Raw genomic sequence first — 26527 nt, 5'->3', positions numbered from 1 at the left:
CTCAGCGCCAAATCAGCAATACGCACGCCGCGGTGAGCAAGCCCATCGCCAGATTGAAAATTTTCCACGCGCGTGGGCTGCGCAGCAGACGTCCAATCAGCGAGCCAAAGCCCATCCAGATCACCCCGGAAACCACGTTCACCATGAACATGCCGATGCTGATCGCCACCACCGAATGCAGATATTCGCTGCCCGCCAGGCTGAAGCTGGCCACCGCGCCGAGCGCCATCAGCCAGGCTTTCGGGTTGATCAGCTGCAGCAAGCCGCCTTGCCAGAACGGCATCTGCTTCACCGTGACATCGTCGGTTTCCAGTTTTTCATACTCGGCGCTGGCGATTTTCCATGCCAGCCACAGCAGGTAAAGGCTACCGGCAATCTTCAGGATGAGATGCAGCGAGGGATAAAGCAGGATGAGACCGCCGATACCAAATGCCACCATCAGCAACATGACTTGCATACCAATCATGATACCAATGAGCAGCGGAATGGTGCGCAGGAAGCCAAAATTAGCACCCGAGGCGGTAAGTAACATATTATTGGGCCCGGGCGTGATGGCCGCGACCCAGAGAAAACCTAACATTGATAAAAAAAGACTCAGTTCCATGTATATTCGGGTGCTCCTCACCCAGTAAAGCGAACAACCCATCGAAGCTATCAGCGACTTATGCATCAGACAAGCCTTTACCCAAGCTATTTTGATCGCCCCAGCGGCGAGCGCTTTAAACCACTGCGCGGATTCAGTAACGCGCATCTGCAAACGCTGCTGCCGCGTATTCTGCGTCGCCGCGTTACGTTACGTCCGCACTGGCAGCGTCTTGACCTGCCGGACGGCGATTTTGTCGATTTAGCGTGGAGTGAAGATCCGGCGCAGGCGCGTCATAAACCGCGCATGGTGATGTTTCACGGCCTGGAAGGCAGCTTTCGTAGCCCGTATGCGCACGGCCTGATGCAGGCGTGTCAGGCACGCGGCTGGCTGGCGGTGGTGATGCACTTTCGCGGCTGCAGCGGCGAGCCTAATCGCTTAAAGCGCATCTATCACTCCGGTGAAACCGAAGACGCCACCTACTTCCTTAACTGGCTGCAACGCGAATGGGGCAGCGTGCCCACCGCCGCCGTCGGCGTTTCGCTGGGCGGCAACATGCTCGCTTGCCTGCTGGGTCAGCAAGGTCACGATGTACCGATTGATGCCGGCATCGCCATCTCAGCGCCGCTGGCGCTTGAGCCGTGCAGCGGCAAGCTGGATGTCGGCTTTTCGCGCTTCTATCAGCACTATTTACTGACGCAGCTGAAAAAGAACGCCACGCGCAAACTGCGCGCCTGGCCCGGCACGCTGCCGGTCGATCTCAGCCAGTTACGTGCTTTCCGCCGCTTACGCGAGTTTGATGATGCGATAACCGCACGTGCGCACGGTTTTATTGACGCCAACGACTATTATCAACGTGCCAGCGCGATGCCGCTGCTGACCGGCGTGCGTAAACCGCTGCTGATCATCCATGCGCAAGACGATCCCTTTATGACCGACGCCGTGATCCCGCAACCTGACCAGCTGTCAGCCTCAATCCAATATCAGCTGACGCAGCAAGGCGGCCACGTCGGTTTCGTTGGCGGCACCTTGCTTAAACCGAAAATGTGGCTGGAACAGCGCGTGCCCGACTGGCTCTCAACCTATCTGGATGTGTAATTGTGATTATTCCCTGGCAAGAACTCGAAGCGGACACGCTGGAAAACCTGATTGAAACCTTCGTGTTACGCGAAGGCACCGATTACGGCGAGCAGGAACGCAGTTTGCTGCAAAAAGTCGCCGACGTGCGCCGCCAGCTGGAGCGCGGCGACGTGGTGCTGGTGTGGTCGGAACTGCATGAATCGATCAATATTATGCCAAAGGGTGAATTCCGCGGCTGATGCGCCCCGCGGCAATTCGTGGTAACAATGCTCATCGCCGGACTTCACAGGGAGCTCTGTTATGTCAGCCAGGCATCCAATTATTGCCGTCACCGGTTCCAGCGGCGCCGGAACCACCACCACCAGCCTCGCCTTCCGTAAGATTTTCCAACAGTTGAATCTGCATGCGGCGGAACTCGAAGGCGACAGTTTCCATCGGTTTACGCGTCCGGAAATGGACATGGCGATCCGCAAGGCGCGCGATCTCGGTCGTCACATCAGCTACTTCGGCCCGGAAGCCAACGACTTCGGCCTGCTGGAGCAGACGTTCAAACATTATGGCCAAACCGGCCTCGGCGAATCGCGCAAATATCTGCATACCTACGACGAAGCGGTGCCGTGGAATCAGGTGCCGGGCACTTTCACGCCGTGGCAGCCGCTGCCGGAAAACACCGATGTGCTGTTCTATGAAGGCTTGCACGGCGGCGTGGTTACCCAGCAGCAAAATGTGGCGGAGCATGTCGATCTGCTGGTTGGCGTGGTACCGATTGTTAACCTTGAGTGGATTCAGAAGCTGGTGCGTGACACCGGCGAGCGCGGCCATTCACGCGAAGCGGTGATGGATTCGGTGGTACGTTCGATGGAGGATTACATTAACTTCATCACGCCACAGTTCTCGCGCACCCACATTAACTTCCAGCGCGTGCCGACCGTTGATACCTCAAACCCGTTTGCCGCACGCGAAATTCCGTCGCTCGACGAAAGCTTCGTGGTGATTCATTTCCGTGGTCTGGAAGGCATCGCGTTCCCCTATCTGCTGGCGATGATTCAGGGATCGTTTATTTCGCACATCAATACGCTGGTGGTGCCGGGCGGCAAAATGGGATTGGCGATGGAGCTGATTATGCTGCCGCTGGTGCAGCGACTGATTGAAGGAAAGCGGATTGAATAGGTTTGGTGCGGGCTGTGAAAAGGGAGGCATGAATGCCTCCCCTACGACCGATTACAACTCGACAACCTCATAACTGTGGGTAATTTCCACACCTTTACCCAGCATGATCGCCACCGAGCAATATTTTTCCGCTGACAGATCAACCGCGCGCGCAACCGCTTTATCGCTCAATGCTTTACCGCTAACGATAAAATGCAGGTTGATGTGGGTGAAAATGCGTGGCGCTTCTTCACGGCGTTCTGAAGTAAGTTTCACTTCGCAATCGGCCACATCGCTGCGCCCTTTTTGCAGGATTGACACCACGTCAATGGCGCTACAGCCGCCCGCGGCCATCAGCACCATCTCCATTGGACTTGGCGCTTTATCACCGGAATTACCGTCCATTAATACCTGATGGCCGGATGAGGATTCTCCGAGAAAGGTAAGACCTTCCACCCATTTCACTCGTGCCTGCATTATTCTTTCTCCTGAAGCGGCGGTTTTGCCGCCAGAGTACGCTTTCACCTGACAAACAGCAATCCAGAGTAATCCCCCTTCTGCTGAAGCGAGACAACACAAGACAGCTCGCAAAAGCTGTGCTACAAACAGTGCTGAAAATATTTTCGTCATCACAGACGAAGGCCGGAAGAATCAAAAGCGTAGCTTAAGAGTCCACCCGGAATAATTTTTCCTTTACTGGAAACGCTCGACGATTAAACCGCCTGACAGGGAAAAATGCCCCCTGTATTTTGGGCACGATTACAACAGAGGATAATAGCGAATGGTTCTCGGCAAACCGCAAACAGACCCTACACTCGAATGGTTCCTGTCCCATTGCCATATTCACAAATATCCATCCAAAAGCACGCTCATCCATCAGGGTGAGAAAGCGGAAACGCTGTACTACATCGTAAAAGGTTCCGTAGCGGTACTGATTAAAGATGAAGAAGGCAAAGAGATGATTCTCTCCTACCTCAATCAGGGAGATTTCATCGGCGAACTCGGTCTTTTCGAAGAAGGCCAGGAACGTAGTGCTTGGGTGCGTGCGAAGTCTGCCTGCGAAGTGGCTGAAATTTCATACAAAAAATTCCGTCAGCTGATTCAGGTAAACCCGGATATTTTAATGCGACTTTCGTCGCAAATGGCGCGTCGTCTGCAAGTGACATCTGAGAAAGTGGGCAACCTTGCCTTCCTCGATGTCACCGGACGCATTGCGCAAACGCTGCTAAATCTGGCCAAACAGCCAGATGCGATGACTCACCCAGACGGGATGCAAATCAAAATCACCCGTCAGGAGATTGGTCAGATCGTGGGCTGCTCACGCGAAACCGTGGGTCGTATCCTGAAAATGCTGGAAGATCAGAACCTGATCTCCGCACACGGTAAAACCATCGTCGTTTACGGCACCCGCTAATTTCTTCTCACCCACGGCGTGATGGCAACATCGCGCCGTTTCTATTTGCGATGAGCTGATGTGGCGCCGAATCATCTATCATCCCGAAGTTAACTATGCGCTGCGGCAAACGCTGGTGCTGTGCCTGCCTGTGGCTCTCGGCTGGCTGTTTGGCGATCTGCAAAAAGGTCTGCTGTTCTCGTTAGTGCCTGCCTGCTGCAACATGGCGGGACTGGATACGCCGCACAAACGCTTCTTCAAACGCCTGATTGTGGGTGGTTCGCTGTTTGCCACCGGCAGTTTCCTGATGCAGATCCTCACCGCTTACCAGATTCCGCTGCCGCTGATTTTGCTGGCGCTGCCGCTGCTGATTGGCGTAACCGGCGAAATCGGCCCGCTGCACGCGCGCCTGCTGCCCGCCACACTCATCGCCGCCATCTTTACGCTCAGCTTAGTGGGACGTATGCCGATGTGGGTGCCGCCGCTGCTCTACATTGGCGGCACGCTGTGGTACGGCTTGTTCAACTGGTTCTGGTTCTGGCTGTGGAAAGAGCAGCCGATGCGCGAATCGCTCAGCCTGCTGTTCCGCGAGCTGGCCGATTATTGCGATGCCAAATACACCTTACTGACGCAGCTGACCGATCCGGAGAAAGCGCTGCCGCCGCTGCTGGCGCGCCAGCAAAAGGCGGTCGATCTCATCACCACCTGTTACCAGCAAATGCACATGCTGTCGGCGAGCCGCGATAACAGCCACAAACGCCTGACGCGCGCTTTCCAGGTGGCGCTGGATTTACAGGAACACATCTCGGTGAGTTTGCATCAGCCCGAAGAGGTGCAGAAGCTGGTTGAGGAGAGCCACGCCGAAGCGGTGATTCGCTGGAACGCGAAAATCATCTCGGCGCGGCTGCGCGTGCTGGCGGACGCGATTCTCTACCATCAGCTGCCGGATCGTTTTCACATGGAGAAACAGCTCGGCGCGCTGGAGAAAATTGCGCGCCAGCATCCGGATAATCCGGTCGGCAACTTCTGCCTGTATCACTTCAGCCGCATCGCCCGCGTATTGCGTACGCAGAAGCCGCTCTATACGCGTGACCTGATGGCCGATCGCCAGCGCCGCTTACCGCTATTACCGGCGCTGCGCAGTTATCTGTCGTTCAAATCCACCGCGTTACGCACCGCGGCACGCTTCGCCGTAATGCTGATGTTTGGCAGCTCGCTGGCGCTGTTCTTCAACATTCCCAAACCTTACTGGATTCTGATGACCATCATGTTCGTCAGCCAGAACGGTTACAGCGCCACGCGCGTGCGTATTCAGCACCGTGCGCTGGGCACTTTCGCCGGATTGCTGATCGCCGCCGCGTCGCTGCAGCTGGCGGTGCCGGAATCGATCACGCTGCTGTTTATGCTGGGGATCACGCTGGCGAGTTATCTGATCACGCGGAAATATTACGGCTGGTCGATGATTGGCTTCACCGTCACTGCGGTGTATTCGCTGCAATTGCTGTCGCTTAACGGCGCACAATTTCTGCTGCCGCGCATGATGGATACTTTGATGGGCTGTTTAATTGCCTTTGCCGGAATGATTTGGCTGTGGCCGCAGTGGCAAAGCGGGCTGCTGCGTAAGAACGCGCACGATGCGCTGGAAGCCTATCAGGAAGCGCTGCGACTGCTGCTGGGGCCGGAACAGTCGCCAGAGAAACTGGCTTATCAGCGCATGAAGGTTAATCAGGCGCACAACGCGCTGTTCAACTCATTGAACCAGGCATCGAGCGAGCCGGGCTTTAACCTGCAATATCTGAAAGATATGCGCATGTGGGTCACGCACAGTCAGTTCATCGTCGAGCATATTAACGCCATGACGATTCTGGCGCGCGAGCACACCATGCTGACATCGAAGCTGGCAGAACGTTATCTGCAATCCTGTGAAATCGCGCTGCAGCGTTGTCAGCAGCGGCTGGCGTATGACGGGCCAGGTAACGACAGCAATATTCTGGAAGCGCCGGAGAATCTCAATGAAGGGCCGGTAACGATTGTCGAACAGCATGTGAAGCGGATTTTGCAGCACCTTAGCGTAATGCACACCATCTCTTCGCTGGCGTGGAGCCAGCGACCGCATCATGGCCGCTGGCTCAAGGTGTTACGTCCGAAAGCGGATTAAGCGGCCAGCACCTTTTCAATCGCACTGGCGAAACGTGTCATGCCTTCGGCGATATCGGTCGGTTCAATCACCAGAGACGGCACAAAACGGATCACGTCGGTTCCGGCGGTGAGAATCATCAGCCCTTCCGCGGCGGAAGCGTTGAGGATGTCACGCGCTTTGCTGGCGAACTGCGGCTTCAGCGCGGCACCAATCAGCAGACCTTTGCCGCGAATCTCGCTGAAGATAGCGAATTTGCTGTCGATGGCTTGCAGCGCTTCAACAAACTGCTGACGACGCGCTTCGACGCCTTCCAGCACTTCTGTCGTGTTGATGATATCCAGCGCGGTTTCAGCGATGGCACACGCCAGCGGATTACCACCGTAAGTGGTGCCGTGTACGCCCGGCGCCATTACTGAGGCGATTTCGTTGGTGGTCAACATCGCACTCACCGGGAAACCGCCGCCCAGCGCTTTAGCGGTGGTGAGAATATCGGGCTTGATACCGTAATGTTCGTAGCTAAAGAGTTTGCCGCTACGTCCCATACCGCTCTGCACTTCGTCCAGCACCAGCAGCGCATGGTGTTCATCACAGAGCGCGCGCAGGCCTTGCATAAATTCTGGCGTAGCCGGCACAACGCCGCCTTCGCCCTGAATCGGCTCGACCACGATGGCGCAGGTATGGTCGTCAATCACCGCTTTGACCGCGTCGAGATCGTTGAACGGCACATGCACGATATCCGCTGGTTTTGGACCGAAGCCATCAGAATATTTCGGCTGACCGCCAACCGACACGGTGAACAGCGTGCGACCGTGGAAGGCGTTATGGAAGGCGATGATCTTGCTTTTGAACGGGCTGTGTTTTTTGCAGGCGTAATAACGCGCCAGCTTGAATGCCGCTTCGTTGGCTTCCGCGCCGGAGTTACCAAAAAACACGCGGTCGGCAAAGGTCGCGGCAATCAGTTTACTCGCCAGACGCAGCGCCGGTTCGTTGGTGAACACGTTGCTGGTGTGCCACAGCGTTTCGCCCTGCGTTTTCAGCGTTTCCACCAGCGCCGGATGACAATGGCCCAATGCAGTCACCGCGATACCGCCAGAGAAATCGATATACTCTTTGCCCTGCTGATCCCACACTCGGCTGCCTTTGCCTTTTACCGGCACAAACTGCGCAGGTGCATAAACAGGCAAAATTACGTTATCGAACGTTTCCCGGGTTACCGCTAGTTTTTCCGCTGCCATTGACGACCTCATCGGGTTATTTGTTGAGCTGATGTGAAATTATAATCACAAAATATGCATAAAAAATCACACGAAGGCAAACATAAGTTACGCGTTGAGGAAATTAGCCAGCAGCTGATGCCCTTGCTCACTGAGGATGCTTTCCGGATGGAACTGCACGCCTTCCAGCGGCAAGCTGCGATGGCGGAAACCCATGATCTCATCCGGCTGGCCGTCGCGCAGGCTCCACGCGGTGACTTCAAACTCAGCGGGCAGCGTATCGCGCGCCACAATCAATGAGTGATAGCGGGTCACGGTAAGCGGATTATTCAGGTCACGAAACACACCTTGATTAGTGTGCTGGATCAGCGAGGTTTTGCCATGCATCACCTGGCGCGCGCGTACCACCTGCGCACCATAAGCTTGCGCAATCGCCTGATGTCCAAGGCAAACGCCGAGGATCGGCACGCGTCCGGCGAAATGGCGAATAGCCGCGAGCGAGATGCCGGATTGATCCGGCGTACACGGGCCCGGCGAAATCACCAGATGCGTCAGCGGCAGCGCGGCTATCTCATCCAGCGTAATGGCGTCGTTGCGCACCACGCGCACCTCCGCGCCCAGCTCGCAGAAATATTGGTAGAGATTCCAGGTGAAGGAGTCGTAGTTATCGATTAACAGCAGCATAGTAGGTCGTAGCAGTGTGTCATTGCGGGCAACCGGCGCAAGAAAGGTCGCAAAAAAGCCATGTTAACATCTTCAATCTTAATACCCGCTAGCTGACGAAAAAGATTCTGATTACTCTCGCACTCAGTGCTATATTTTGGAGAGTGACTATGTCAGTTACAACGCGAGTATTCAAAACCAAATGGTTCAGTAAGCAAGCCCGTCGGCATCTCATTGGCGATAAGGAGCTTTGTCGGGCAATTGCAGCAGTAAAACTGGGTTATGTCGATGATTTGGGGGGTGGCGTATTTAAAAAGCGTCTGCAGCAAAATCGCGATCGCGCCATCATTCTGGCCAAAGGGGGTAAAAACTGGATTTATACCTTCTTATTCGCCAAGCAGGATCAGAGTGACCTGAGTGAAAGCGAACTTGAGGGCTTTCATGAGCTGGCAAAACAATACTCGCTTATTTCAAATGAGGCTCTGAATCGGCTACTCGCCGTTCGGGAATTGGTGGAGATGTGTCATGACCATAACGCGTAAATTTAAAAGTCCGGCCTTGGAAGCCATTCACAGCGCCGCATCCGGTTTGTTTGAAGCCGATGCCATCAGCAAACAGAGCATGCGTGACTTTGATGAACGTTGCCTGAGCGATGTCACCGCGCTCGATGCGCAGGCGATTAAGAACCTGCGCGAGAATTTGAATGTTAGCCAGCCGGTTTTTGCCCGCTATCTCAACACCAGTGTGTCAACCGTGCAGAAGTGGGAAACCGGCGCTAAACGCCCCGGCGGAATCTCTCTAAAGCTGTTGTGCGTGGTGCAAAAACACGGGCTTGAAGTATTACTGTAAAATCTTTGCCGGGCTCACCACTTTCGCAAACTGCGCGATAAGCGGAGCCAGATCGCCCGCGACGCCAGCCGAGATCGCAGCGCGCCACGCATCGCGTTCGAGTGTTTCCCACGAAAGCTGATAACCGGCATGCAGTGCTAGCTGCTCGAAGAAGATGCGCTGCGCGCGGCCGTTGCCGGCGCGGAACGGATGCAGCACGAAGATCTCACAGTAGTAATGCGCGATACGCGCCACGAACGCTTCCTGCTCAAGGTCAGCCAGGCCGCGCTCTTCCTCCAGCGCCTGCATCAGCGTGTTGCCCTCTTTCTCGATATATTCGCAATGACAATAGGGCGTTTCATCGCGCCAGATATCGATGGTGCGCAATTCTCCCGCCCAGCTGTAGAGATCCTGAAACAGCGTGCGATGAATGTGGCACAGACGTGGCAAACCGATGCTGCGCTGGCCAAGTTCTAACGTCGCCAGGCGCGCGGTGCTGAAAGCCAGTTCCGCTTTGCGCAGCTGGGCTTCATCATGAATATCAAGGCGATTCTTCAGCACGCTGTCGTTATGCCACAGATAGGGATCGCGTACCGCTAAGCTGTTATCCGCCATATTGCCTCCTCAGTGACGCCAGTCGTTCTTCGGCGTGTTCGGCATCGATTAGCGGCTCACTGGACGTGTAACCGGCCAGGCGGCAGCTGGCTTGATAGCTCGCAGCACGGCGCTGCTGCCACAAGGTGGCTTTCTGTTTCTCGGTGAGTTTGCTGGTCATAGCGCCTCCGGCAAGCAATGAGCCCTAAGTATAAGCAGCAATTTTTTGCTTTGCCGGAGTGCAAATGACGCGCCATGCGAAAATGGCGCGTTTAAGAATTAAGGCAGGACTTTGGCGGAGAGGATAACAATAGGTTTTGACGGCACATTTTGGTACGGTCCCACGTCTTTAGTCGGGACCTGCGCAATCTTGTCGATCACATCCTGGCCTTTCACAACTTTACCAAACACCGCATAGCCGAAATCACGCTGACCGTGATCGAGGAACGCGTTATCGGCCACGTTGAGGAAGAACTGGCTGGTGGCGCTGTCTTTATCTGCGGTACGCGCCATCGAAATGGTGCCGCGCAGATTACGCAAGCCGTTGTCGGCTTCGTTTTTGATCGGCGCTACCGTTTGCTTCTGCTGCATGTCGGTAGTGAAACCGCCGCCCTGAATCATAAAGCCAGGAATAACGCGGTGGAAAATGGTGTTGTTGTAGAAACCATTGTTGACGTAATCAACGAAGTTTTTCACCGAAACCGGGGCTTTCTGGTTGTTCAGTTCGAGTTCAATATTGCCCGCAGAGGTGGTGAGCAGCACATGTGGATCGCCTTTTGCGGCAAGCGCGGCAGACGATACGGAAGAGAGCGCTAACAGGGCAACCGCCGCTGTCAAAGTACGTTTAAGCATGAAAGATTCCTTACCATGGAGAGCTAGCTCAAAAACGAGATTGATTGTAAAGAGCATGTGATCCAAGAGCCAGCGTTTTACCGATATTTACGCGGATGTTGCTATTGTCATACTTTTGCCGCCACGCAATCATTTGCGTGATGAAAATCACACTACTGGTGAAATAGTTCCCGCTTGTTTCACTCGTTGTTTATTAAGATCACAGTTGCATTTACAATTCATGACACTTTTTGCCAACTTCGGCGCTTAACAGGTTCAGAACATGACAAACCGTAATCGCATTGGCCTTACCTGGATTAGCTATTTCTCCTATGCGCTCACCGGCGCACTGGTGATCGTTACCGGTATGGTGCTGGACAATATCGCGCAGTATTTCCAGCGCCCTATTTCAGAAATGAGCAACACCTTCACATTCCTTAATGCGGGCATTTTGGTGTCGGTGTTCCTGAACGCCTGGCTGATGGTGATTGTGCCGTTGAAGCGCCAGCTGATCTTTGGCTTTGTGCTGATGATCCTCGCCGTTGCGGGACTGATGACCAGCCACGATCTCACCGTCTTCTCGCTGTGCATGTTCATCCTTGGCGTCGTCAGCGGCATCACGATGTCGATCGGTACCTTCCTGATCACCCATCTGTACGATGGCCGTCAGCGCGGCGCACGTCTGCTGTTTACCGATTCGTTCTTCAGCATGGCGGGCACCATCTTCCCGATCATCGCCGGTATCCTGCTGGCGCGCGCGCTGCCGTGGTATTGGGTTTACGCCTGCATCGGCATCATTTATGTCGCCATCTTTGTGCTGACGCTGTTCATTGAGTTCCCGGTGCTGAAAAGCGAAGCGGCTAAGCCAGGCGTTGAGAAAGAGAAATGGGGCATCGGCGTGCTGTTCCTGTCGATTGCGGCACTCTGCTACATCCTCGGCCAGCTCGGCTTCATCTCGTGGGTGCCGGAATACGCCACCAAATCGATGGGCATGGATATCGCCGCTGCCGGTCAGCTGGTGGGTAACTTCTGGACCGCGTACATGGTCGGCATGTGGGTGTTCAGCTTCGTGCTGCGCTTCTTCGATCTGCAGCGCATCCTGATGGTGCTGGCCGCGCTGGCAACCGGTTTGATGTACTGGTTCGTCACCTCTAAAGACGCCAGCATGCTGCACTGGATCATCATGACGCTGGGCTTCAGCTCAAGCGCGATTTACACCACCATCATCACGCTGGGATCGCTGCAAACCAAGGTCTCTTCACCAAAGCTGGTGAACTTCATCCTGACCTGCGGCACCGTCGGCACCATGCTGACGTTCGTGGTAACCGGCCCAATCGTGGCGCAAGGTGGCGCACATGCAGCGCTCTCAACTGCTAACGGTTTGTACGCGGTGGTGTTTGTGATGTGTGTTCTGCTCGGCTTTGTGACCAAACATCGTCAGCACGGCCACGTCACCCACTAAATTTAACGGGCGGACCTCGGTCCGCCCTGCTCTTCAGCGTTTGAACGTCACCGCTTCTTTTTCTGCTAAATAGATCTCGCTACTGGCGGGCTGCGTCGCGGCCACTAACACACCTTTGCGCAGCGAATAACGCACCGGCACCTGACGCCGCACCGCATCAAATCCACTCTCCGCCGGCAGAATAATCAGGCTGGCATCATTACCTGCGCTTATGCCGTAATTCGTCAGCTGCATCGTTTTGGCGCTGTTGGTGGTAATCAGCTGCAATCCATTATCAATCTGCTCGTAGCCCATCAGCTGACAGACATGCAATCCCATGTGCAGCACCTGCAGCATGCTGGCGGTGCCGAGCGGATACCAGGGATCGAACACATCATCGTGGCCAAAGCAGACGTTGATATTCGCTTCCAGCAGCTCTTTCACCCGCGTGATGCCGCGACGTTTCGGATAGCTATCAAAGCGCCCTTGCAGATGGATATTCACCAGCGGATTAGCGACAAAGTTGATTTTTGAGAGCTTAAGCAGACGGAACAGCCGCGACGTGTAGGCATTGTTGTAGGAGTGCATCGCCGTGGTGTGGCTGGCGGTGACGCGCTCGCCGTTGCCATCGCGATGCGCCAGCGCCGCCACGGTTTCCACAAAGCGCGACTGCTCATCGTCGATCTCGTCGCAGTGCACATCCACCAGCCGATCGTAGCGATTAGCCAGCGCAAAGGTTTTATGCAGCGACTCCACGCCGTATTCGCGGGTGAATTCGTAGTGCGGAATCGCGCCCACCACATCCGCGCCCATGCGCAGCGCCTCTTCCAGCAACGCTTCGCCGTTGGGATAAGAGAGAATGCCTTCCTGCGGAAACGCCACAATCTGGATGTCGATCCACGGCGCCATTTCCGCTTTCACTTCCAGCATCGCTTTTAACGCGGTCAGCGTGGGATCGGAGACATCGACGTGAGTTCGCACATGCTGAATACCGTTGGCGATTTGCCACTTCAGGGTTTGCTGCGCACGCTGTTTCACATCGTCATGGCTCAGCAGCGCTTTGCGCTCCGCCCAGCGTTCGATGCCTTCAAACAGCGTGCCGGATTGGTTCCAGGCGGGTTCGCCAGCGGTTTGCGTGGTATCAAGGTGAATATGCGGCTCGATAAACGGCGCGCTGGCCAGTCCTCCCTGCGCATCCAGCGCGTCAGGCTGGGCTGCAGTTTGCGGCGGCTGCGGGCGAATCTGCGCAATCTTGCCGTTGTCGATTTCGATCTGCCACAAGCCTTGCTGGCCCGCTAAGCGCAGGTTGTTGATCCACTTCAGTGACGGGTTTGCCATGCCGTACTCCTGTAAAACACAAAACCTAAAGCTAGCATGAAAACCAATGTCACCGTGGGCACATTCCGTAGCGGCGCAATTTATTGCGCGATGAATCGCGCCGCTACGGAATGTGCGGCGAAGAAAAAGATTGGGTAATTATCAACCAAATAAGCCACTTAACTAATTCGTTCAAAATCAGTTACATACCTCAAAATAGGTATATAAGGGCGCGCTTGATGTACATCAATAAGCGCCAAAAGCGCCGCGTTAAGGTAGGCGCAGATACCGCAATTTTTGAGGCAAGCATGAGCAAGCACAGTGTCGTTATTATTGGCAACGGCATGGTCGGCCACCGCTTTATAGAAGAACTTATCGACAAAGATCCATCCAGTCAGTTTGCGATAACCGTTTTCTGTGAAGAACCCCGCGTCGCCTATGACCGCGTCCACCTTTCCGCCTATTTTTCCCATCACACCGCCGAAGAACTCTCGCTGGTTCGCGAAGGGTATTACGAAAAGCATCAGGTAAAGCTGCTGCTCGGCGAGCGCGCCATCACCATCAACCGCGACGAAAAACTGATTCACTCGAATACCGGTCGCGCGGTGCATTACGACACGCTGATTTTCGCCACCGGCTCTTATCCGTGGATTCCGCCGATCAAAGGCGCGGAAGGCAGCGATTGCTATGTCTATCGCACCATTGAAGATCTCAACGCCATTGAAGCCTGTTCACGCCGCAGCAAACGCGGCGCGGTGATTGGCGGCGGCCTGTTAGGGCTGGAAGCGGCAGGCGCGCTGAAAAACCTCGGCGTCGAAACCCACGTCATTGAGTTCGCGCCGGTGCTGATGGCGGAACAGCTCGATCCTCAGGGCGGCGAGCAGCTGCGCCGTAAGATCGAGCAGATGTGCGTGCGCGTTCACACCGGCAAAAACACCCAGCAGATCGTCCATCACGCGCAAGGCGGTAAAACGCTGGAGTTTGCTGACGGCAGCGCGCTGGATGTCGATTTCATCGTCTTCTCCACCGGCATTCGCCCGCAGGACAAGCTAGCCAAACAGTGCGGCCTGCAGCTGGGCGCGCGCGGCGGTATCGCCATTGACGATCATTGCCAGACCAGCGATGCGGACATCTTCGCCATTGGTGAGTGTGCCGCCTGGCAGAACCGTATTTATGGCTTAGTCGCGCCGGGCTACAAAATGGCGCAGGTCGCCAGCGACCGGCTGGTTGGCCGCGATAACGCGTTTGCCGGAGCGGACATGAGCGCCAAGCTGAAACTGCTGGGCGTTGATGTCGGTGGCATTGGTGATGCGCATGGCCGCACGCCGGGCGCGCGCAGCTTCGTGTGGCTCGACGAGCAGAAAAATATCTATAAGCGCCTGATCGTCAGCGAAGATAACCGCACGCTGCTGGGCGCGGTGCTGGTCGGTGACACCAGCGATTACGGCAATCTGCTGCAGCTGGCGCTGAATAACATCGCGCTACCGGAAAATCCAGCCTTGCTGATCCTGCCTGCGGGCAGCGGCGAGAAACCGGTGATGGGCGCTGATGCGCTGCCGGACAGCGCGCAAATCTGCTCCTGCTTCGACGTCAGCAAAGGCGATATCGTCAAAGCGGTGCAAGGCGGTTGCCACACCGTCGCGGCGCTGAAAACCGAAACCCGCGCCGGAACCGGCTGCGGCGGCTGTATTCCGTTGATTACTCAGGTGCTGAACGCTGAACTGAGCCGTCAGGGCATCGAAGTGGACAATCATTTGTGTGCGCACTTCCCCTATTCGCGTCAGGAGCTATATCACCTGATTCGCGTGGAAGAGATCAAATCGTTCGACGCGCTGCTGGCGAAATATGGTCAGGGCTACGGCTGCGAAGTGTGTAAACCGACGGTCGGTTCACTGCTGGCTTCCTGCTGGAACGAATATGTGCTGAAGCCACAGCTCGCACCGCTGCAGGACAGCAACGATCTGTTCCTCGGCAATATTCAGAAAGATGGCACTTACTCGGTAATCCCGCGCTCGGCCGGTGGCGAAATCACGCCGGAAGGATTGATGGCGATTGGTGCCGTGGCGCGGCAATACAATCTCTACACCAAAATCACCGGCTCGCAGCGTATTGGCCTGTTTGGCGCGCAGCGTGACGATCTGCCGGCTATCTGGACACAGCTGATTGATGCCGGTTTCGAAACCGGACAAGCGTATGCCAAAGCGCTGCGTATGGCGAAAACCTGCGTCGGCAGCGTCTGGTGCCGCTTTGGCGTAGGCGACAGCCTCGGCTTCGGCATTGAGCTGGAGAATCGCTACAAAGGCATTCGCACCCCACACAAGATGAAGTTTGGCGTCTCCGGCTGCACGCGCGAATGCGCCGAAGCGCAGGGCAAAGACGTCGGCGTCATCGCCACCGAGAAAGGCTGGAACCTGTATGTGTGCGGCAACGGCGGCATGAAGCCACGTCACGCCGATTTGCTGGCTGCCGATCTCGATCGCGATACGCTGCTGCACTATCTCGACCGCTTCATGATGTTCTACATCCGCACCGGCGATCGCCTGCAGCGCACCTCGCTGTGGCTGGAAAGCATGGACGGCGGCATCGATTACCTGCGCAGCGTGATTATCGATGACAAACTCGGTCTGAATACGCAGCTGGAAACGGAGCTGGCGCGTCTGCGCGCGGCAGTGGAATGTGAATGGACCGCGACGGTGCAGGATCCGCAACAGCAGCGCCACTTCAGCACTTTCATCAACAGCGATCGCCGCGATCCGCTGGTACAGCACATCAACCAACGCGATCAGCATCGTCCGGCGCAACCCGCCGAGCGCATTGCGGTCACTCTGATTGAGGAGATCGACGCATGAGCCAGTGGCATTCGGTGTGTGAACTCAGCCAAATTCTGCCTGCGACCGGCGTATGCGCGCTGATCAAAGGCCAGCAGATTGCCCTCTTCCGTCCGCACGACGATGAGCAACTCTACGCCTTAAGCAATATCGATCCTTTCGCCCAGGCCAGCGTGTTGTCACGCGGTCTGATTGCGGAGCACCAGCAGGCGCTGTGGGTGGCAAGTCCACTGAAAAAACAGCGCTTCCGCCTGAGCGATGGCTTGTGTCTGGAAGACGAAGCGCGCTCGGTGGCCAGCTATCCGGTGCGCGTTCGCGATGGCAAGGTTGAGATCTGCGCCTGACAGCATTCCTTCACTTTATGAGACGTCACTATGTTTACTGACACCCTGAATAAATGCGCCGCCAACGCGGCGCGCATTGTGCGTACCGCGCAGCACAGCCCGCTGGCCTTCTGGATCAGCTCGGCGATGGCGGGCGCTTACGTTGGCCTGGCGATTATCCTGATTTTCACGCTCGGCAATCTGGTCGATCCGGCTTATCGTCCGCTGCTGATGGGCGCGACTTTTGGTATCGCCTTAACGCTGGTGATCATCGCCGGTTCCGAGCTGTTCACCGGCCACACCATGTTCCTGACCATCGGCGTCAAAGCCGGCAGCATCAAGCAAGGCCAGATGTGGTGCGTGCTGCCGCAAACCTGGCTGGGCAATCTTGTCGGTTCGGTATTGGTCGCGCTGATTTATTACTATGCGGCAGGTCCGCTGCTGCCGAATGCCGGATCGCTGCTGCACAGCGCGGCGCTGGCGAAAACCACGCAGACAGCCATGGCGCTGTTCTTTAAAGGCGCGCTCTGTAACTGGCTGGTCTGTCTGGCGATTTGGATGGCGGTGCGTACCGAAGGAACGGCGAAGTTCATCGCCATATGGTGGTGTTTGCTGGCGTTCATCGCTTCCGGCTACGAACACTCGATTGCCAACATGACGGTCTTTGCGCTGTCGTGGTTTGGTCAGCATAATGCGGACTTCACTCTAAGCGGCATCGGCCACAACTTGCTGTGGGTGACGCTGGGCAATATGTTCTCCGGCATGGTGCTGATGGGCCTCGGTTACTGGTACGCCACACCTCAGGCGCAGCGCCCGCAGGCCGAAGCGCAAGCCGCGCCGCTCAAAACGGCATAACACTTTTTCAGCCCGCCTTGCGCGGGCTTTTTTCAGGATGAGCTATGGACTACTTTCCGCTGTTTTGCCGCCTGCAAGGCAAGCGCTGTTTGCTGGTGGGCGGTGGCGATGTGGCAGAACGCAAAGCGCGTTTGCTGCTGGACGCCGGTGCCGATTTACAGGTTGGCGCGCTGGATTTCTCCCCCGCTTTTCAGCAGTGGGCACAACAGGGAAAGTTGACCTTACTACCCGGCGCGTTTGACGAGCGCTGGCTTGAGGATTGTTGGCTGGTGATTGCCGCCACCGATGATGATGCGGTTAATCAGCAGGTTGGCGATGCGGCTGAGCTGCGTCGCATCTTCTGCAATCTGGTGGATGCGCCGCAGGAAGCCAGCGCGATTATGCCGTCGATTGTCGATCGTTCGCCGCTGATGATCGCCGTGTCGTCTGGTGGCCGCGCGCCGGTGCTGGCGCGTTTGCTGCGTGAAAAACTCGAAGCGATGCTGCCACAACATCTTGGTGAGTTAGCGTCACTGGCCGGATCGTTGCGCAATCGCGTGAAGCGTAGCTTTAACAGCATGGCGCAGCGGCGCGCCTTCTGGGAGCGCTTCTTCGTGAGCGATCGTCTGGCGCAAACCCTGGCGAATGGCGATCGGCCACGCGCCGAGCACATCGTCGAGACCTTGTTCGATGCGCCGCTGTCGCAGCAAGGCGAAGTGGTGCTGGTGGGCGCCGGGCCTGGCGATGCGGGGCTACTGACGCTGAAAGGTTTGCAGCACATCCAGCAGGCCGATGTGGTGGTGTATGACCGCCTGGTCTCCGAGCCGATTCTCAATTTGGTCCGCCGCGATGCGGAGCGCATCTTTGTCGGCAAACAAGCCGGTAATCACTGCGTACCGCAATCGCAGATCAACCAGGTTTTACTTGAGCAGGCGCAGAGCGGCAAGCGCGTGGTGCGACTAAAAGGCGGCGATCCCTTTATCTTCGGCCGCGGTGGTGAAGAGCTGGAACTGCTGGCACAGCACAACATCCCGTTTAGCGTGGTACCGGGCATCACCGCCGCATCGGGCTGCTCCGCCTACAGCGGCATTCCGCTGACGCATCGCGATCACGCGCAGAGCGTGCGTTTCGTCACCGGCCATTTGCAGCAGCATGGCGAAATCGAGTGGCGCAAGCTGGCGGCCGAACAGCAAACGCTGGTGTTCTATATGGGGCTGGCGCAGGCGCCGGAAATCCAGCAGCAGCTGTTGCAACACGGCATGGATGCCGCGATGCCGGTGGCGATCGTGCAGAACGGCACCACGCCGCAGCAGCGTGTCGAGACCGCAACGCTGGCGGAGCTGGCCACGCTGGCGCAGCAGTTTGCCAGTCCGGCGCTGATTATTGTTGGTCGCGTAGTGGAACTGCGTTCACAGTTACGCTGGTTCTGACATTCAAACTAGAGTGTCAGCCACCCATAGATTTAAGTAAAATTAAGGTGTTACTCATTTTCTGACGGCGCGCATTCTCAAGCTCTAATTGCGCGCTGTGAAAAATATCAACCGATTCGTAAAGAGAATAGATATCTCCATATCCGGCTCGATAGCGAAAATCAATTTTCTCCATCTGTTGCTTGCTACGCACAACTTCAGCGGAAAACGATTGTGAAATCTTATCAGCAACATCTACTTCACTAATTGAATCTTTAATATCCATCAAAGCTTGAGCCACAGTATTTTTATATTCTATCACCGCTAAAGATTTTTGCTTATCCGCCAGTTTTAGGTTGCTATAGTTTTTGGGTAAACTAAATATTGGTATAACCATCGACGGTGTCAACGTCCAGTTATTGGTCAGGTTACCCAGAATATTGTCAAAAGATGAGGAAGTGTGTGTGGCATTGGCAAACAGGTTAAAAACAGGAAGAAGAGATGCCCGCGCCGCGCCGATGGTGCCATTAGCCGCAGTGATATTCATCTCGGCCTGGATAACATCTGGCCGGTTAAAGATCACTTTTGATGATATACTCTGATTGACAAGCGGTATTCGATAATCTCCAGATTCTGTTTTCCAATTAATCGCATTTATCTGTATAGGGTACATCCCAGAAAGATATTCAATTTTATTTATGCGCGTACTAATCTCTTTTTCAAGTGTCAAAGAATAGGATTCGTCATTAGCTTTACCACGTGAGAATTTAGCGATTGAGACAGGATCAATTCGGCCTAAACTGTCAATCTCTTTGAGGGTTGTTTCAATTTCATTTAAGCGAGAGAGTTTAGCACTCATTAAATGCCAGCTTTTAATCAGCGATTTTAATTCATACCAATTTCGGCTCAACTCTGAAATCAAGGTCAAACGTATGGCTGCAACAGCACTTTCGGATGCTTTTCTCTGATCATTCAGGGACATTATCTCATTAAATTTCCTTCCCCAAATATCAACTTCATATGAATTAAGTGACAGACTGCTTTGGTACGATTTACTTTTTTGCTGTACAGCGCTGCCATCGAAGGGTGAGATCTGTCTCGTCATGCTTATATTCTTGCTCGCACCAAATGCAACTGCGGGAATATAATCCAAAGTAGCGCTGTTAGTTTGCAGAATTGAAGATTGAACTTTGATCATCCCTTGCTGCAAATCGTAGTTGTTAATCAGTGCATTATGAATAATATTCGTTAAAATCGGATCATGGGCGAGTATATCGACTAATGAAGATGTGCTACCGGTATTTCCTGATTTCAATAGCATATTTTCATCTATCACACTTTTTGGTTTTTCATATTTTGGGGTGAAAATACATCCGCTCAATGATAATGCAATGGTAGTCATCATGATAATTTTGAGCATAAAATCATTCTCCTGACGGGCAATATTTTTTTTCGAGCTGTGCGTAGTGGGCTATTTGATTAGTATGTTTTGTGGATATCTGGCTCCAGGGGAAATGGAAATAACTATCCAGGTTACTAATAAAGTGCCATTGTGCTGGCCATGTTCTCAGGAAGAACTCGAGATGCGCAACCATTAAGCGGCTCATCTCAGTTGTATTTTCTAAGCTGTGTTTTTGGGAAAATTGAGTAATGAAAAATTGATCTTCATATGAATAGTGGCAACAAACAAAATTGGCATGAGAGCGATATTTAGAAGCTAAACGTAAAATCCCCGTCGTCATCCAGCCTTTTCTTCCCAGGAAAGAAACGGGCTCCACATTACCATTATAAATACCGCCTATATAACAAGAGAGATCATAAAAGATAGCGATAACACAATGGGGATCTTTAAAGTGCTTACTTAGTTTGAGTAGTGCACCTGGGGCATGAATGTGCATAAATGTGACATTAACACCTTCATAAGCAATTTTGTCATACATTGCCTGAGATGCAGCATCAATTTCCTGATAGATAGGAACAATGAACTTATAATTTTTCCATCGATATTGTCTTATCGCTGTCAGGATTGAGATCCAGTAATCCCCGGTATGGGTAAAAAACAACAAATTACTTAATTCTTCCTCTTTCTCAAAAACCTCATGACTTTTTCTTTCAACCAAAGATGACATATTCTCCCATGGGAATCTATCCATATATTGTCTAATAACCTCTGTAAGCAATTTATTTCTCAAAAAATCAGAGCTTAATAGCTTAACCTCAGGTTTTATAATTTTTGATGACAGTTCTTCTGCGGTACTCACAAAATAAAATGAATTAAGTTTTCTTTTGAAAACAATAATGAATAAATTAATTAACTTAATTGCTATCGCATAGGTTTTATCATGACGCATTAACCACGCGATGAATACAGCAAAATAGGTAGCACTTCGTACCTTAATGTTACTGGTTATAAACAACCATAACCAAACTATTTTCTTCATTATTCCACCTTGCCTAAAAACAACTTATTTTGAAATGAAGAAATAAGATATTCATCATGAGTAACAATAATACAAATCATTGGTAACTCACTGATCAGTTTTATTATTTCTGCAGCTGATTTTCTATCCAAATGAGAAGTGGGCTCATCCATCAATATTACATGCGGCTTTCTGTACAAAGCTCTTGCCAACATAACGCGCTGATGCTGCCCCGATGATAGCCTTGCACCATTAATACCAAGCCTTGTATTGAGGCCAGCTGAAAGACTTTTTATTACCCCTTTAAGATCCGCTGACTCAATGCAACTATCAAGAAGTTGCATATCTATGTTATTACTTTCATATATAATATTCTCAGTAACACTTCCTGATATAATCTTGTCATCTGGAGATACAATAGCAATCTGGTCCTGGTATTGTTTGAGTCCAAAACGCTGCAATTCAATACCGTTAATAAGAACAGATCCTTCAGATGACCTGAGCAGTCCTGAAAGTAAGTTTAAGATCGTCGTTTTTCCACATCCGGAAGGGCCAGTAATGACGAGTTTCTGTCCTTGCGAGACGGAAAAATTGACATCGGAAACAATATACTTATCAAGATTAGAATAGCCAAAACTAACATTGGAAAGAGCGATATTATTAACTCTCTCATGAGATTTAGAGGCTAAAAGTTTAAAACTCTCTTTAGAATCCTCTTCGTTAGGATTAATATCCATCAATCTTTTAACTTCAACTGAACATATTCTAATATTTACATGGTTCTCTACTGCAGATTGTATATTACCAATCATATAATCTTTATAGAATACGAATGTCATCAATTGTCCAACCGTAGTGTCTCCCTTTAAGACGCTCCAGGATCCGTAGCCGATAATCACCATGGTCTGAAAATGCGATACAGTACTTAGTGATAACTGAATTAGAGCATTGATTTTTTCAATTGATGAACGGCTAGATTCAAGGTCTGCATGCTCGCTGAACCAGTCATTTATTTTTTTGTGTTCAGAACGATTAATTTTAATAGGAACTATGTTATCAAGAGATTCTAACAGCTTATTATCACGGCGAATCTCAGAATCTAATGCCGAGTATTGATGCGACATAATTTTCGGCACCAGTAATACTCTAGCAAAGACCATCACTCCGGTGATTGCTACAGTGATGAGCGCTAACTCAAAACTTATAAGGAAAAGTAGCATCATGAAAACAGCAGCAAAGAAAATTTCGACAGCAATATCTATCCAACCATGTGTATAGATAACATGGAAAACATCAATAGACTTTATTTTTCTTAGAATATCAGATGGCATGCGCTTATTAAAGTATTTCAAATCCATCTTGAATAGCTTTTGAATAGAATTCACACCCTCCATCTGAGAAATCACTCGTCTCAGACGTTGTGAAATGACAATTTTCAAATAGCTACTTATGGTTTGAATAATATATACAAACGAAAATATGTAAATCAGTAAAAAGAGAAAATCCTCATCATTCTTAGGTAGAACTTCGTCCAATACTAAAGAAAGAAATTTTGGCACTGCTATATTAGTCAATTGTATAATAATCGCAAAGACTAATAACGGAAGAAGGTAGCTCGCATAGCGACTTAGTCCCTTGCGGAATGAGCTTAAACTGTAAAAATCAGTGTTTTCTCTCTTTTTTTTGTCTTTTTTATTTTGGGTGGAAAATTCAGATGACGGTGTAATCTCCAGGGCAAAACCGGAAAAAAACATCATCATTTCTTGATGTGAAAATGTTCTGGAACCTACCGCAGGATCCATGACTTCAATGCCATTTTTATTCACTTTCTTCAATACTACAAAATGACAATTATTCCATAGCAGTATCGCTGGCCTGGATAACTCATGTAATGCTTCAGATGAAACTTTCACACCTTTAGCGATCATTTTGTAATCAGAACAAATTCGCATTAAATGATGAAATGAAAGTCCATCCTGATTAACATCATATTCATCGCGAAGTTGCTCTAACCTAACGCCATTACCAAATAGGTTAGTTATATAGCTTAAACACGCCAAACCACATTCAGAAGCTTCATCCTGAATAATATCTTTTTCTCTTATTTTAATCATTTCTCAAGAATATCCGGGTTTCTTTTAAACGTTTTAACCACAGGTAAGAATAGCCATTCTAAAAGGGTTAAAGGCGGCTGCCTTAAGGAAGTTGTCAGTGTCATGCCATCTTTTAATGCAAACAATGGAATACGTCCACGTCCTTCGCTAAGATTTACCTTAACGCGGAAAAGTGATTCTTTTTGATCAAGACTAAGTTTTATTGGGGTATCTGAAACATTTGTAACACGAGCACTTAGTGTGCCATAATTTTCATATGGGAAAGTATCAATACGGATAAAAAGCTCTTCATCTTTATCAAGCAAACCTATTTGCTGAGTTGTAAGATACAAAATAGCAAAAGACTGAGTGTTACTCTCACCTTTTAATATTACAGATGGCATGGCACCATCTATATAATCGCCTTGCCTGATGCCAATATCGTGCACAATAGAATCGGCTGGAGCCGTAACAATATAATCTTGTTGCAATGCAATATTGTTCATTTCATTTTCGTTATCGCTAATACGTTTTTCAAGAACACTTCTACTCTGAATAATTTCCCTTTCAATTCTATGAAAACTCAACTCTTTTTCTTCTCGTTCTTTTTCCAAAGCATTTTTTTCAATATCGACTTTCTTTATTGCTAATTCGTTGTCGACATCATTCTGCTTTGTGTTCTCTAGCTCAGCTTTAGTTATTGCCTTGCTTTTAATTAACCTGTTATAGTCAGCAAGTTGTGACTTGTAAATTTCTCTCTTTTTTGAATAATCGCTTTTTATTAAATCTATTTTCTCTATCGCCTCTCTATAATTCTTAGCATAGTTAACTTTCCTGACATTTATTTCAATTAGTTCTTTATGTAGGTTATTCTTTTCCTCAAGGAGAGTCTCTTTAATTTTCCCAAGGCGAGTAGCGGTCTCATCATAAATACTTTCATTTGTATTTTTGTTATTCGAATCTTGCCAAAGCAAAGAAACCCGGAGCAATTTATCTCCTTTTTTTACTGTGTCACCTTCCTTTACATAGACCTCCACTACATTTCCAGGTTTATTTGGTGAAACGCGATAATAAGCCCCCTCTCTAATTACTCCTTGAACTATCTCCTGCTTGCCGTATCGACCTTGCATGAGCAAAACAATCGTTACCAATGTGACAAGTGTTAGAACCCAGGCATAAACTCTAAAGCTCAATGGAGATTTCTGAACACACTCAGTGAGCTTAATGTTCATTCACTAATTCCATAATTTTCATAAAAAAATTCACAGGTCATGGCAAATATAATTCATTGCAGCAATATAAAATGAATTTAAAGAGTTGCCAGCCAAGCTAGCAACTCTCATTAAATTCTCAATCTGTTAAATCAAGACTTACTAGCGGCGCTACCACCTACTGCGCCGACGACTGCGCCGGAAACGGCACCCGTAACAGCCCCGACAGGTCCGCCGCCAAAGCCGCCAAACGCTGCACCAACACCTGCACCAATTAATGCTCCAAGAACAGGTTTGCTGATACCACCGCGAATCTGCTGGCACTGTTCCATGGTCATTGCTTGTTTAGTCATTTTAAATCTCCATTAAAATCAATCAGAATTTTTTTATAAACATTAATTTAAAATCCATTCTCTTTAAAAAACATATTTATAAAAATAAAGTAGAAAAGTAATAAGTTACCAATACTCTCCTAATCAATATAATTGAATAATCAGATGGAAATGATAAATGAGAGCACTCTCAAATACTGTGCCATGAATGACTTTATTAAAATAAATGTATTAAAATAACTTATTTTTCGATAATGAGTGAACAGCCTTCTATACTGTATTAAAATATTTCTCTGTTTCCGTATGTGGGCTGACTTTCGAAAATTAAGGAATTTCCATGCGCGTTGCTTCATTGGTTTGTGCGTTGTTATTGCCGTTGAGCGCGGTTGCTACCGCCTCACACGTTACCTGGTCGAACGTGGTGGGTGAATGGCAAGTGGTGGCGGTAACGCCTAAGAAGGAAGTTGGTCAGCTGTATATCAAGAATGACCCGCAGTTTATGGGTGCGCGCGTGGCGTTTAAGCCGAATGCAATCACCTGGACGCGCGGCACCGCCGAGCGCAGCATCAATCCTTCCGTCGATAACTGCAAAGGGAAACCGCGCCTCAGCGCCGCTAATGGTTCAGGGCAGGATCGGGATTTCACCTTCCGTTACGGTTTTAACGTCAGCTGCGGTGATCAGGCTTGGGGACCGGCGCCAGGCGCAGTGCTGAGCGTGCTGGCCGATGGCAATGCCCGCTTGTTCTGGGATGGCGCTGAACTGGCGTTACATCGCATCAAATAAAAACGGCGGGTCACAAGGACCCGCCGCTACGTTTAGTGTGCTGGCTGCTTATGGCTGCACGACGAAACCAACCGCTTCGTAGACTTTCTTCAGCGTAACCTGCGCATAAGCGCGGGCTTTGGTTGCGCCATCACGCATCACCTGGTTCAGGAACGCTTCGTCATTACGGAACTGATGATAACGCGCCTGCAACTCGGTCAGCATGCCAGAAACCGCGTCTGCCACTTCGCCTTTCAGATGGCCGTACATTTTGCCTTCAAAATGTTGCTCCAGCTCAGGAATGCTTTTCCCCGTCACACCCGAGAGAATATCCAGCAGGTTTGAAACCCCGGCTTTCTCTTTGATGTCATAGCGCACCACTGGCGGCTCGGCGGAATCGGTCACCGCGCGCTTGATCTTCTTCACCACCGCTTTGGTGTCTTCCAGCAGACCAATCACGTTGTTGCGGTTGTCATCTGACTTGGACATTTTCTTGGTCGGCTCAAGCAGCGACATCACGCGTGCGCCCGATTTCGGAATGAACGGCTCAGGCACCTTGAACACATCACCATACAGCGCATTGAAACGATGCGCGATATCGCGGCTCAGCTCCAGATGCTGCTTCTGATCTTCGCCCACTGGCACCTGATTGGTTTGATACAGCAAAATATCCGCCGCCATCAGCACCGGATAATCGAACAGGCCAGCAGTGATGTTTTCTGAATAACGCGCTGATTTATCTTTGAACTGCGTCATGCGGCTCAGCTCACCAAATTGGGTGTAACAGTTCAGCACCCAACTCAGCTGCGCATGTTCTGGCACGTGCGACTGAACAAAGATGGTGCTCTTCGCCGGGTCGATGCCGCAGGCAAGATAGAGCGCTAAGGTATCCAGCGTGGCTTTACGCAGCGCAACAGGATCCTGACGTACGGTAATGGCGTGCAGATCGACGATGCAGTAAATGCAGTGGAAATCATCCTGCATCTGCACCCACTGACGCAGCGCACCCATATAGTTGCCAATGGTCAGTTCACCGGAAGGCTGGGCGCCGCTGAAAACGATGGGTTTGCTCATGTTATGT

Annotated in this window: 27 protein-coding genes; 13 read left to right on the top strand and 14 right to left on the bottom strand. The window is 51.4% G+C overall.

The window, feature by feature from the left end; all coding sequences use genetic code 11:
* Position 1: 1 nt before the first annotated feature.
* Positions 2–604 carry a LysE family translocator gene (locus HX773_RS18105; protein WP_110867604.1) on the bottom strand — a complete coding sequence of 201 codons (603 nt, stop codon included), beginning with the start codon at positions 602–604 and terminating at the stop codon, positions 2–4.
* A gap of 60 nt (positions 605–664) precedes the next feature.
* Between HX773_RS18105 and HX773_RS18100 the strand changes: the two genes are divergently transcribed.
* From HX773_RS18100 to HX773_RS18090, 3 genes are all read left to right on the top strand, one after another.
* On the top strand, positions 665–1681 hold the full coding sequence (locus HX773_RS18100) for a hydrolase (RefSeq protein ID WP_008101820.1): 1017 nt from the start codon (positions 665–667) through the stop codon (positions 1679–1681).
* A 2-nt stretch (positions 1682–1683) separates the two neighbouring features.
* Positions 1684–1902: a YheU family protein gene (locus HX773_RS18095; protein ID WP_007892223.1), complete on the top strand. Its 219-nt coding sequence runs from the start codon at positions 1684–1686 to the stop codon at positions 1900–1902.
* 61 nt (positions 1903–1963) lie between these two features.
* Positions 1964–2833 (top strand): phosphoribulokinase, encoded by an 870-nt coding sequence (locus HX773_RS18090; RefSeq protein WP_008101816.1) that lies wholly within the window; start codon positions 1964–1966, stop codon positions 2831–2833.
* 51 nt (positions 2834–2884) lie between these two features.
* Here HX773_RS18090 and HX773_RS18085 read toward each other — a convergent pair whose 3' ends face one another.
* Positions 2885–3289, bottom strand: a complete 405-nt coding sequence (locus HX773_RS18085; RefSeq protein WP_176972679.1) for an OsmC family protein — start codon at positions 3287–3289, stop codon at positions 2885–2887.
* Positions 3290–3593: 304 nt separating this feature from the next.
* On the opposite strand from HX773_RS18085, the gene crp reads away from it, so the two are divergent.
* Complete coding sequence (crp, locus tag HX773_RS18080) at positions 3594–4226, top strand: cAMP-activated global transcriptional regulator CRP (protein WP_003852956.1); 633 nt, start codon at positions 3594–3596, stop codon at positions 4224–4226.
* A gap of 58 nt (positions 4227–4284) precedes the next feature.
* Positions 4285–6363 carry a YccS/YhfK family putative transporter gene (locus HX773_RS18075; RefSeq protein ID WP_176972678.1) on the top strand — a complete coding sequence of 693 codons (2079 nt, stop codon included), beginning with the start codon at positions 4285–4287 and terminating at the stop codon, positions 6361–6363.
* On the opposite strand, the gene HX773_RS18070 is transcribed toward HX773_RS18075, so the two are convergent.
* A complete protein-coding gene (locus HX773_RS18070; RefSeq protein WP_176972677.1) occupies positions 6360–7580 on the bottom strand; it encodes an aspartate aminotransferase family protein in 1221 nt (406 codons plus the stop codon). The genes HX773_RS18075 and HX773_RS18070 overlap by 4 nt on opposite strands.
* Before the next feature lie 87 nt (positions 7581–7667).
* A complete protein-coding gene (locus HX773_RS18065; RefSeq protein ID WP_176972676.1) occupies positions 7668–8243 on the bottom strand; it encodes an aminodeoxychorismate synthase component II in 576 nt (191 codons plus the stop codon).
* A 149-nt stretch (positions 8244–8392) separates the two neighbouring features.
* Between HX773_RS18065 and HX773_RS18060 the strand changes: the two genes are divergently transcribed.
* Together HX773_RS18060 and HX773_RS18055 are read left to right on the top strand one after the other, a co-directional pair.
* Positions 8393–8764: a type II toxin-antitoxin system RelE/ParE family toxin gene (locus tag HX773_RS18060; protein ID WP_176972675.1), complete on the top strand. Its 372-nt coding sequence runs from the start codon at positions 8393–8395 to the stop codon at positions 8762–8764.
* Positions 8748–9071 (top strand): DNA-binding transcriptional regulator, encoded by a 324-nt coding sequence (locus HX773_RS18055; protein WP_176972674.1) that lies wholly within the window; start codon positions 8748–8750, stop codon positions 9069–9071. The genes HX773_RS18060 and HX773_RS18055 overlap by 17 nt, the downstream gene beginning before the upstream one ends.
* On the opposite strand, the gene HX773_RS18050 is transcribed toward HX773_RS18055, so the two are convergent.
* The 3 genes from HX773_RS18050 to ppiA all read right to left on the bottom strand — a co-directional run bounded on the left by HX773_RS18050 (position 9063) and on the right by ppiA (position 10496).
* The gene (locus HX773_RS18050) at positions 9063–9665 is read right to left on the bottom strand and encodes a putative adenosine monophosphate-protein transferase Fic (RefSeq protein ID WP_176972673.1); all 603 of its coding nucleotides are present in this window, start codon (positions 9663–9665) and stop codon (positions 9063–9065) included. The genes HX773_RS18055 and HX773_RS18050 overlap by 9 nt on opposite strands.
* Complete coding sequence (locus HX773_RS18045; RefSeq protein ID WP_007892241.1) at positions 9655–9825, bottom strand: YhfG family protein; 171 nt, start codon at positions 9823–9825, stop codon at positions 9655–9657. Before HX773_RS18045 ends, HX773_RS18050 begins: the two co-directional genes overlap by 11 nt.
* A 98-nt stretch (positions 9826–9923) precedes the next feature.
* A complete protein-coding gene (ppiA, locus tag HX773_RS18040) occupies positions 9924–10496 on the bottom strand; it encodes a peptidylprolyl isomerase A (protein WP_008101803.1) in 573 nt (190 codons plus the stop codon).
* A 262-nt stretch (positions 10497–10758) separates the two neighbouring features.
* Between ppiA and tsgA the strand changes: the two genes are divergently transcribed.
* Positions 10759–11937: an MFS transporter TsgA gene (tsgA, locus tag HX773_RS18035; RefSeq protein ID WP_008101801.1), complete on the top strand. Its 1179-nt coding sequence runs from the start codon at positions 10759–10761 to the stop codon at positions 11935–11937.
* Between the two features lie 33 nt (positions 11938–11970).
* Here tsgA and HX773_RS18030 read toward each other — a convergent pair whose 3' ends face one another.
* Entirely contained in the window at positions 11971–13254 is a 1284-nt protein-coding gene (locus HX773_RS18030) for a cytosine deaminase (protein WP_176972672.1), read from the bottom strand.
* Positions 13255–13541: 287 nt separating this feature from the next.
* Here HX773_RS18030 and nirB point away from each other — a divergent pair, with 287 nt between their 5' ends.
* Genes nirB through cysG form a run of 4 tightly spaced genes read left to right on the top strand, consistent with a single transcriptional unit; the run spans position 13542 to position 18648 of the window.
* Entirely contained in the window at positions 13542–16082 is a 2541-nt protein-coding gene (nirB, locus tag HX773_RS18025; protein ID WP_176972671.1) for a nitrite reductase large subunit NirB, read from the top strand.
* Complete coding sequence (gene nirD, locus HX773_RS18020; RefSeq protein ID WP_101762658.1) at positions 16079–16405, top strand: nitrite reductase small subunit NirD; 327 nt, start codon at positions 16079–16081, stop codon at positions 16403–16405. The genes nirB and nirD overlap by 4 nt, the downstream gene beginning before the upstream one ends.
* A gap of 30 nt (positions 16406–16435) precedes the next feature.
* On the top strand, positions 16436–17239 hold the full coding sequence (gene nirC / locus HX773_RS18015) for a nitrite transporter NirC (protein ID WP_176972670.1): 804 nt from the start codon (positions 16436–16438) through the stop codon (positions 17237–17239).
* Between the two features lie 44 nt (positions 17240–17283).
* Positions 17284–18648, top strand: a complete 1365-nt coding sequence (cysG, locus tag HX773_RS18010; RefSeq protein WP_176972669.1) for a siroheme synthase CysG — start codon at positions 17284–17286, stop codon at positions 18646–18648.
* Positions 18649–18664: 16 nt separating this feature from the next.
* Here cysG and HX773_RS18005 read toward each other — a convergent pair whose 3' ends face one another.
* The 5 genes from HX773_RS18005 to HX773_RS17985 all read right to left on the bottom strand — a co-directional run bounded on the left by HX773_RS18005 (position 18665) and on the right by HX773_RS17985 (position 24704).
* Positions 18665–20047 (bottom strand): TolC family protein, encoded by a 1383-nt coding sequence (locus tag HX773_RS18005; protein ID WP_176972668.1) that lies wholly within the window; start codon positions 20045–20047, stop codon positions 18665–18667.
* 4 nt (positions 20048–20051) lie between these two features.
* On the bottom strand, positions 20052–21068 hold the full coding sequence (locus HX773_RS18000) for a hypothetical protein (RefSeq protein ID WP_176972667.1): 1017 nt from the start codon (positions 21066–21068) through the stop codon (positions 20052–20054).
* Positions 21068–23161, bottom strand: a complete 2094-nt coding sequence (locus tag HX773_RS17995) for a peptidase domain-containing ABC transporter (protein WP_176972666.1) — start codon at positions 23159–23161, stop codon at positions 21068–21070. Before HX773_RS17995 ends, HX773_RS18000 begins: the two co-directional genes overlap by 1 nt.
* Positions 23158–24372, bottom strand: coding sequence for an HlyD family secretion protein (locus tag HX773_RS17990; protein WP_176972665.1), 1215 nt, complete (start codon positions 24370–24372; stop codon positions 23158–23160). Before HX773_RS17990 ends, HX773_RS17995 begins: the two co-directional genes overlap by 4 nt.
* 131 nt (positions 24373–24503) lie before the next feature.
* A complete protein-coding gene (locus HX773_RS17985) occupies positions 24504–24704 on the bottom strand; it encodes a hypothetical protein (RefSeq protein ID WP_176972664.1) in 201 nt (66 codons plus the stop codon).
* 316 nt (positions 24705–25020) lie between these two features.
* Here HX773_RS17985 and HX773_RS17980 point away from each other — a divergent pair, with 316 nt between their 5' ends.
* Positions 25021–25467: a hypothetical protein gene (locus HX773_RS17980; protein ID WP_176972663.1), complete on the top strand. Its 447-nt coding sequence runs from the start codon at positions 25021–25023 to the stop codon at positions 25465–25467.
* 48 nt (positions 25468–25515) lie between these two features.
* Here the strand turns inward: HX773_RS17980 and trpS are convergent, their stop codons facing one another.
* On the bottom strand, positions 25516–26520 hold the full coding sequence (trpS, locus tag HX773_RS17975) for a tryptophan--tRNA ligase (RefSeq protein WP_176972662.1): 1005 nt from the start codon (positions 26518–26520) through the stop codon (positions 25516–25518).
* Between the last annotated feature and the right edge of the window lie 7 nt (positions 26521–26527).

Source organism: Pantoea sp. B9002 (assembly GCF_013385945.1).
Taxonomy (GTDB): domain Bacteria; phylum Pseudomonadota; class Gammaproteobacteria; order Enterobacterales; family Enterobacteriaceae; genus Pantoea.
Note: the sequence above shows the minus strand (reverse complement) of the source record. Positions and strands in the feature narration are given on the sequence as shown.

Excerpts from the sequence above, each read along its gene's own strand:
- HX773_RS18050 (WP_176972673.1), bottom strand. The coding sequence starts at position 9,665 with ATGGCGGATAACAGCTTAGCGGTACGCGATCCCTATCTGTGGCATAAC.
- ppiA (WP_008101803.1), bottom strand. The coding sequence starts at position 10,496 with ATGCTTAAACGTACTTTGACAGCGGCGGTTGCCCTGTTAGCGCTCTCT.
- HX773_RS18085 (WP_176972679.1), bottom strand. The coding sequence starts at position 3,289 with ATGCAGGCACGAGTGAAATGGGTGGAAGGTCTTACCTTTCTCGGAGAA.
- HX773_RS18070 (WP_176972677.1), bottom strand. The coding sequence starts at position 7,580 with ATGGCAGCGGAAAAACTAGCGGTAACCCGGGAAACGTTCGATAACGTA.
- crp (WP_003852956.1), top strand. The coding sequence starts at position 3,594 with ATGGTTCTCGGCAAACCGCAAACAGACCCTACACTCGAATGGTTCCTG.
- HX773_RS18000 (WP_176972667.1), bottom strand. The coding sequence starts at position 21,068 with ATGAAGAAAATAGTTTGGTTATGGTTGTTTATAACCAGTAACATTAAG.
- HX773_RS18075 (WP_176972678.1), top strand. The coding sequence starts at position 4,285 with ATGTGGCGCCGAATCATCTATCATCCCGAAGTTAACTATGCGCTGCGG.
- nirC (WP_176972670.1), top strand. The coding sequence starts at position 16,436 with ATGTTTACTGACACCCTGAATAAATGCGCCGCCAACGCGGCGCGCATT.
- HX773_RS18100 (WP_008101820.1), top strand. The coding sequence starts at position 665 with ATGCATCAGACAAGCCTTTACCCAAGCTATTTTGATCGCCCCAGCGGC.
- HX773_RS17980 (WP_176972663.1), top strand. The coding sequence starts at position 25,021 with ATGCGCGTTGCTTCATTGGTTTGTGCGTTGTTATTGCCGTTGAGCGCG.
- nirD (WP_101762658.1), top strand. The coding sequence starts at position 16,079 with ATGAGCCAGTGGCATTCGGTGTGTGAACTCAGCCAAATTCTGCCTGCG.
- nirB (WP_176972671.1), top strand. The coding sequence starts at position 13,542 with ATGAGCAAGCACAGTGTCGTTATTATTGGCAACGGCATGGTCGGCCAC.
- HX773_RS18060 (WP_176972675.1), top strand. The coding sequence starts at position 8,393 with ATGTCAGTTACAACGCGAGTATTCAAAACCAAATGGTTCAGTAAGCAA.
- HX773_RS17985 (WP_176972664.1), bottom strand. The coding sequence starts at position 24,704 with ATGACTAAACAAGCAATGACCATGGAACAGTGCCAGCAGATTCGCGGT.
- HX773_RS18105 (WP_110867604.1), bottom strand. The coding sequence starts at position 604 with ATGGAACTGAGTCTTTTTTTATCAATGTTAGGTTTTCTCTGGGTCGCG.
- HX773_RS18030 (WP_176972672.1), bottom strand. The coding sequence starts at position 13,254 with ATGGCAAACCCGTCACTGAAGTGGATCAACAACCTGCGCTTAGCGGGC.
- trpS (WP_176972662.1), bottom strand. The coding sequence starts at position 26,520 with ATGAGCAAACCCATCGTTTTCAGCGGCGCCCAGCCTTCCGGTGAACTG.
- HX773_RS18090 (WP_008101816.1), top strand. The coding sequence starts at position 1,964 with ATGTCAGCCAGGCATCCAATTATTGCCGTCACCGGTTCCAGCGGCGCC.
- HX773_RS18005 (WP_176972668.1), bottom strand. The coding sequence starts at position 20,047 with ATGCTCAAAATTATCATGATGACTACCATTGCATTATCATTGAGCGGA.
- HX773_RS17990 (WP_176972665.1), bottom strand. The coding sequence starts at position 24,372 with ATGAACATTAAGCTCACTGAGTGTGTTCAGAAATCTCCATTGAGCTTT.
- HX773_RS18045 (WP_007892241.1), bottom strand. The coding sequence starts at position 9,825 with ATGACCAGCAAACTCACCGAGAAACAGAAAGCCACCTTGTGGCAGCAG.
- cysG (WP_176972669.1), top strand. The coding sequence starts at position 17,284 with ATGGACTACTTTCCGCTGTTTTGCCGCCTGCAAGGCAAGCGCTGTTTG.
- HX773_RS18055 (WP_176972674.1), top strand. The coding sequence starts at position 8,748 with ATGACCATAACGCGTAAATTTAAAAGTCCGGCCTTGGAAGCCATTCAC.
- HX773_RS18065 (WP_176972676.1), bottom strand. The coding sequence starts at position 8,243 with ATGCTGCTGTTAATCGATAACTACGACTCCTTCACCTGGAATCTCTAC.
- tsgA (WP_008101801.1), top strand. The coding sequence starts at position 10,759 with ATGACAAACCGTAATCGCATTGGCCTTACCTGGATTAGCTATTTCTCC.
- HX773_RS17995 (WP_176972666.1), bottom strand. The coding sequence starts at position 23,161 with ATGATTAAAATAAGAGAAAAAGATATTATTCAGGATGAAGCTTCTGAA.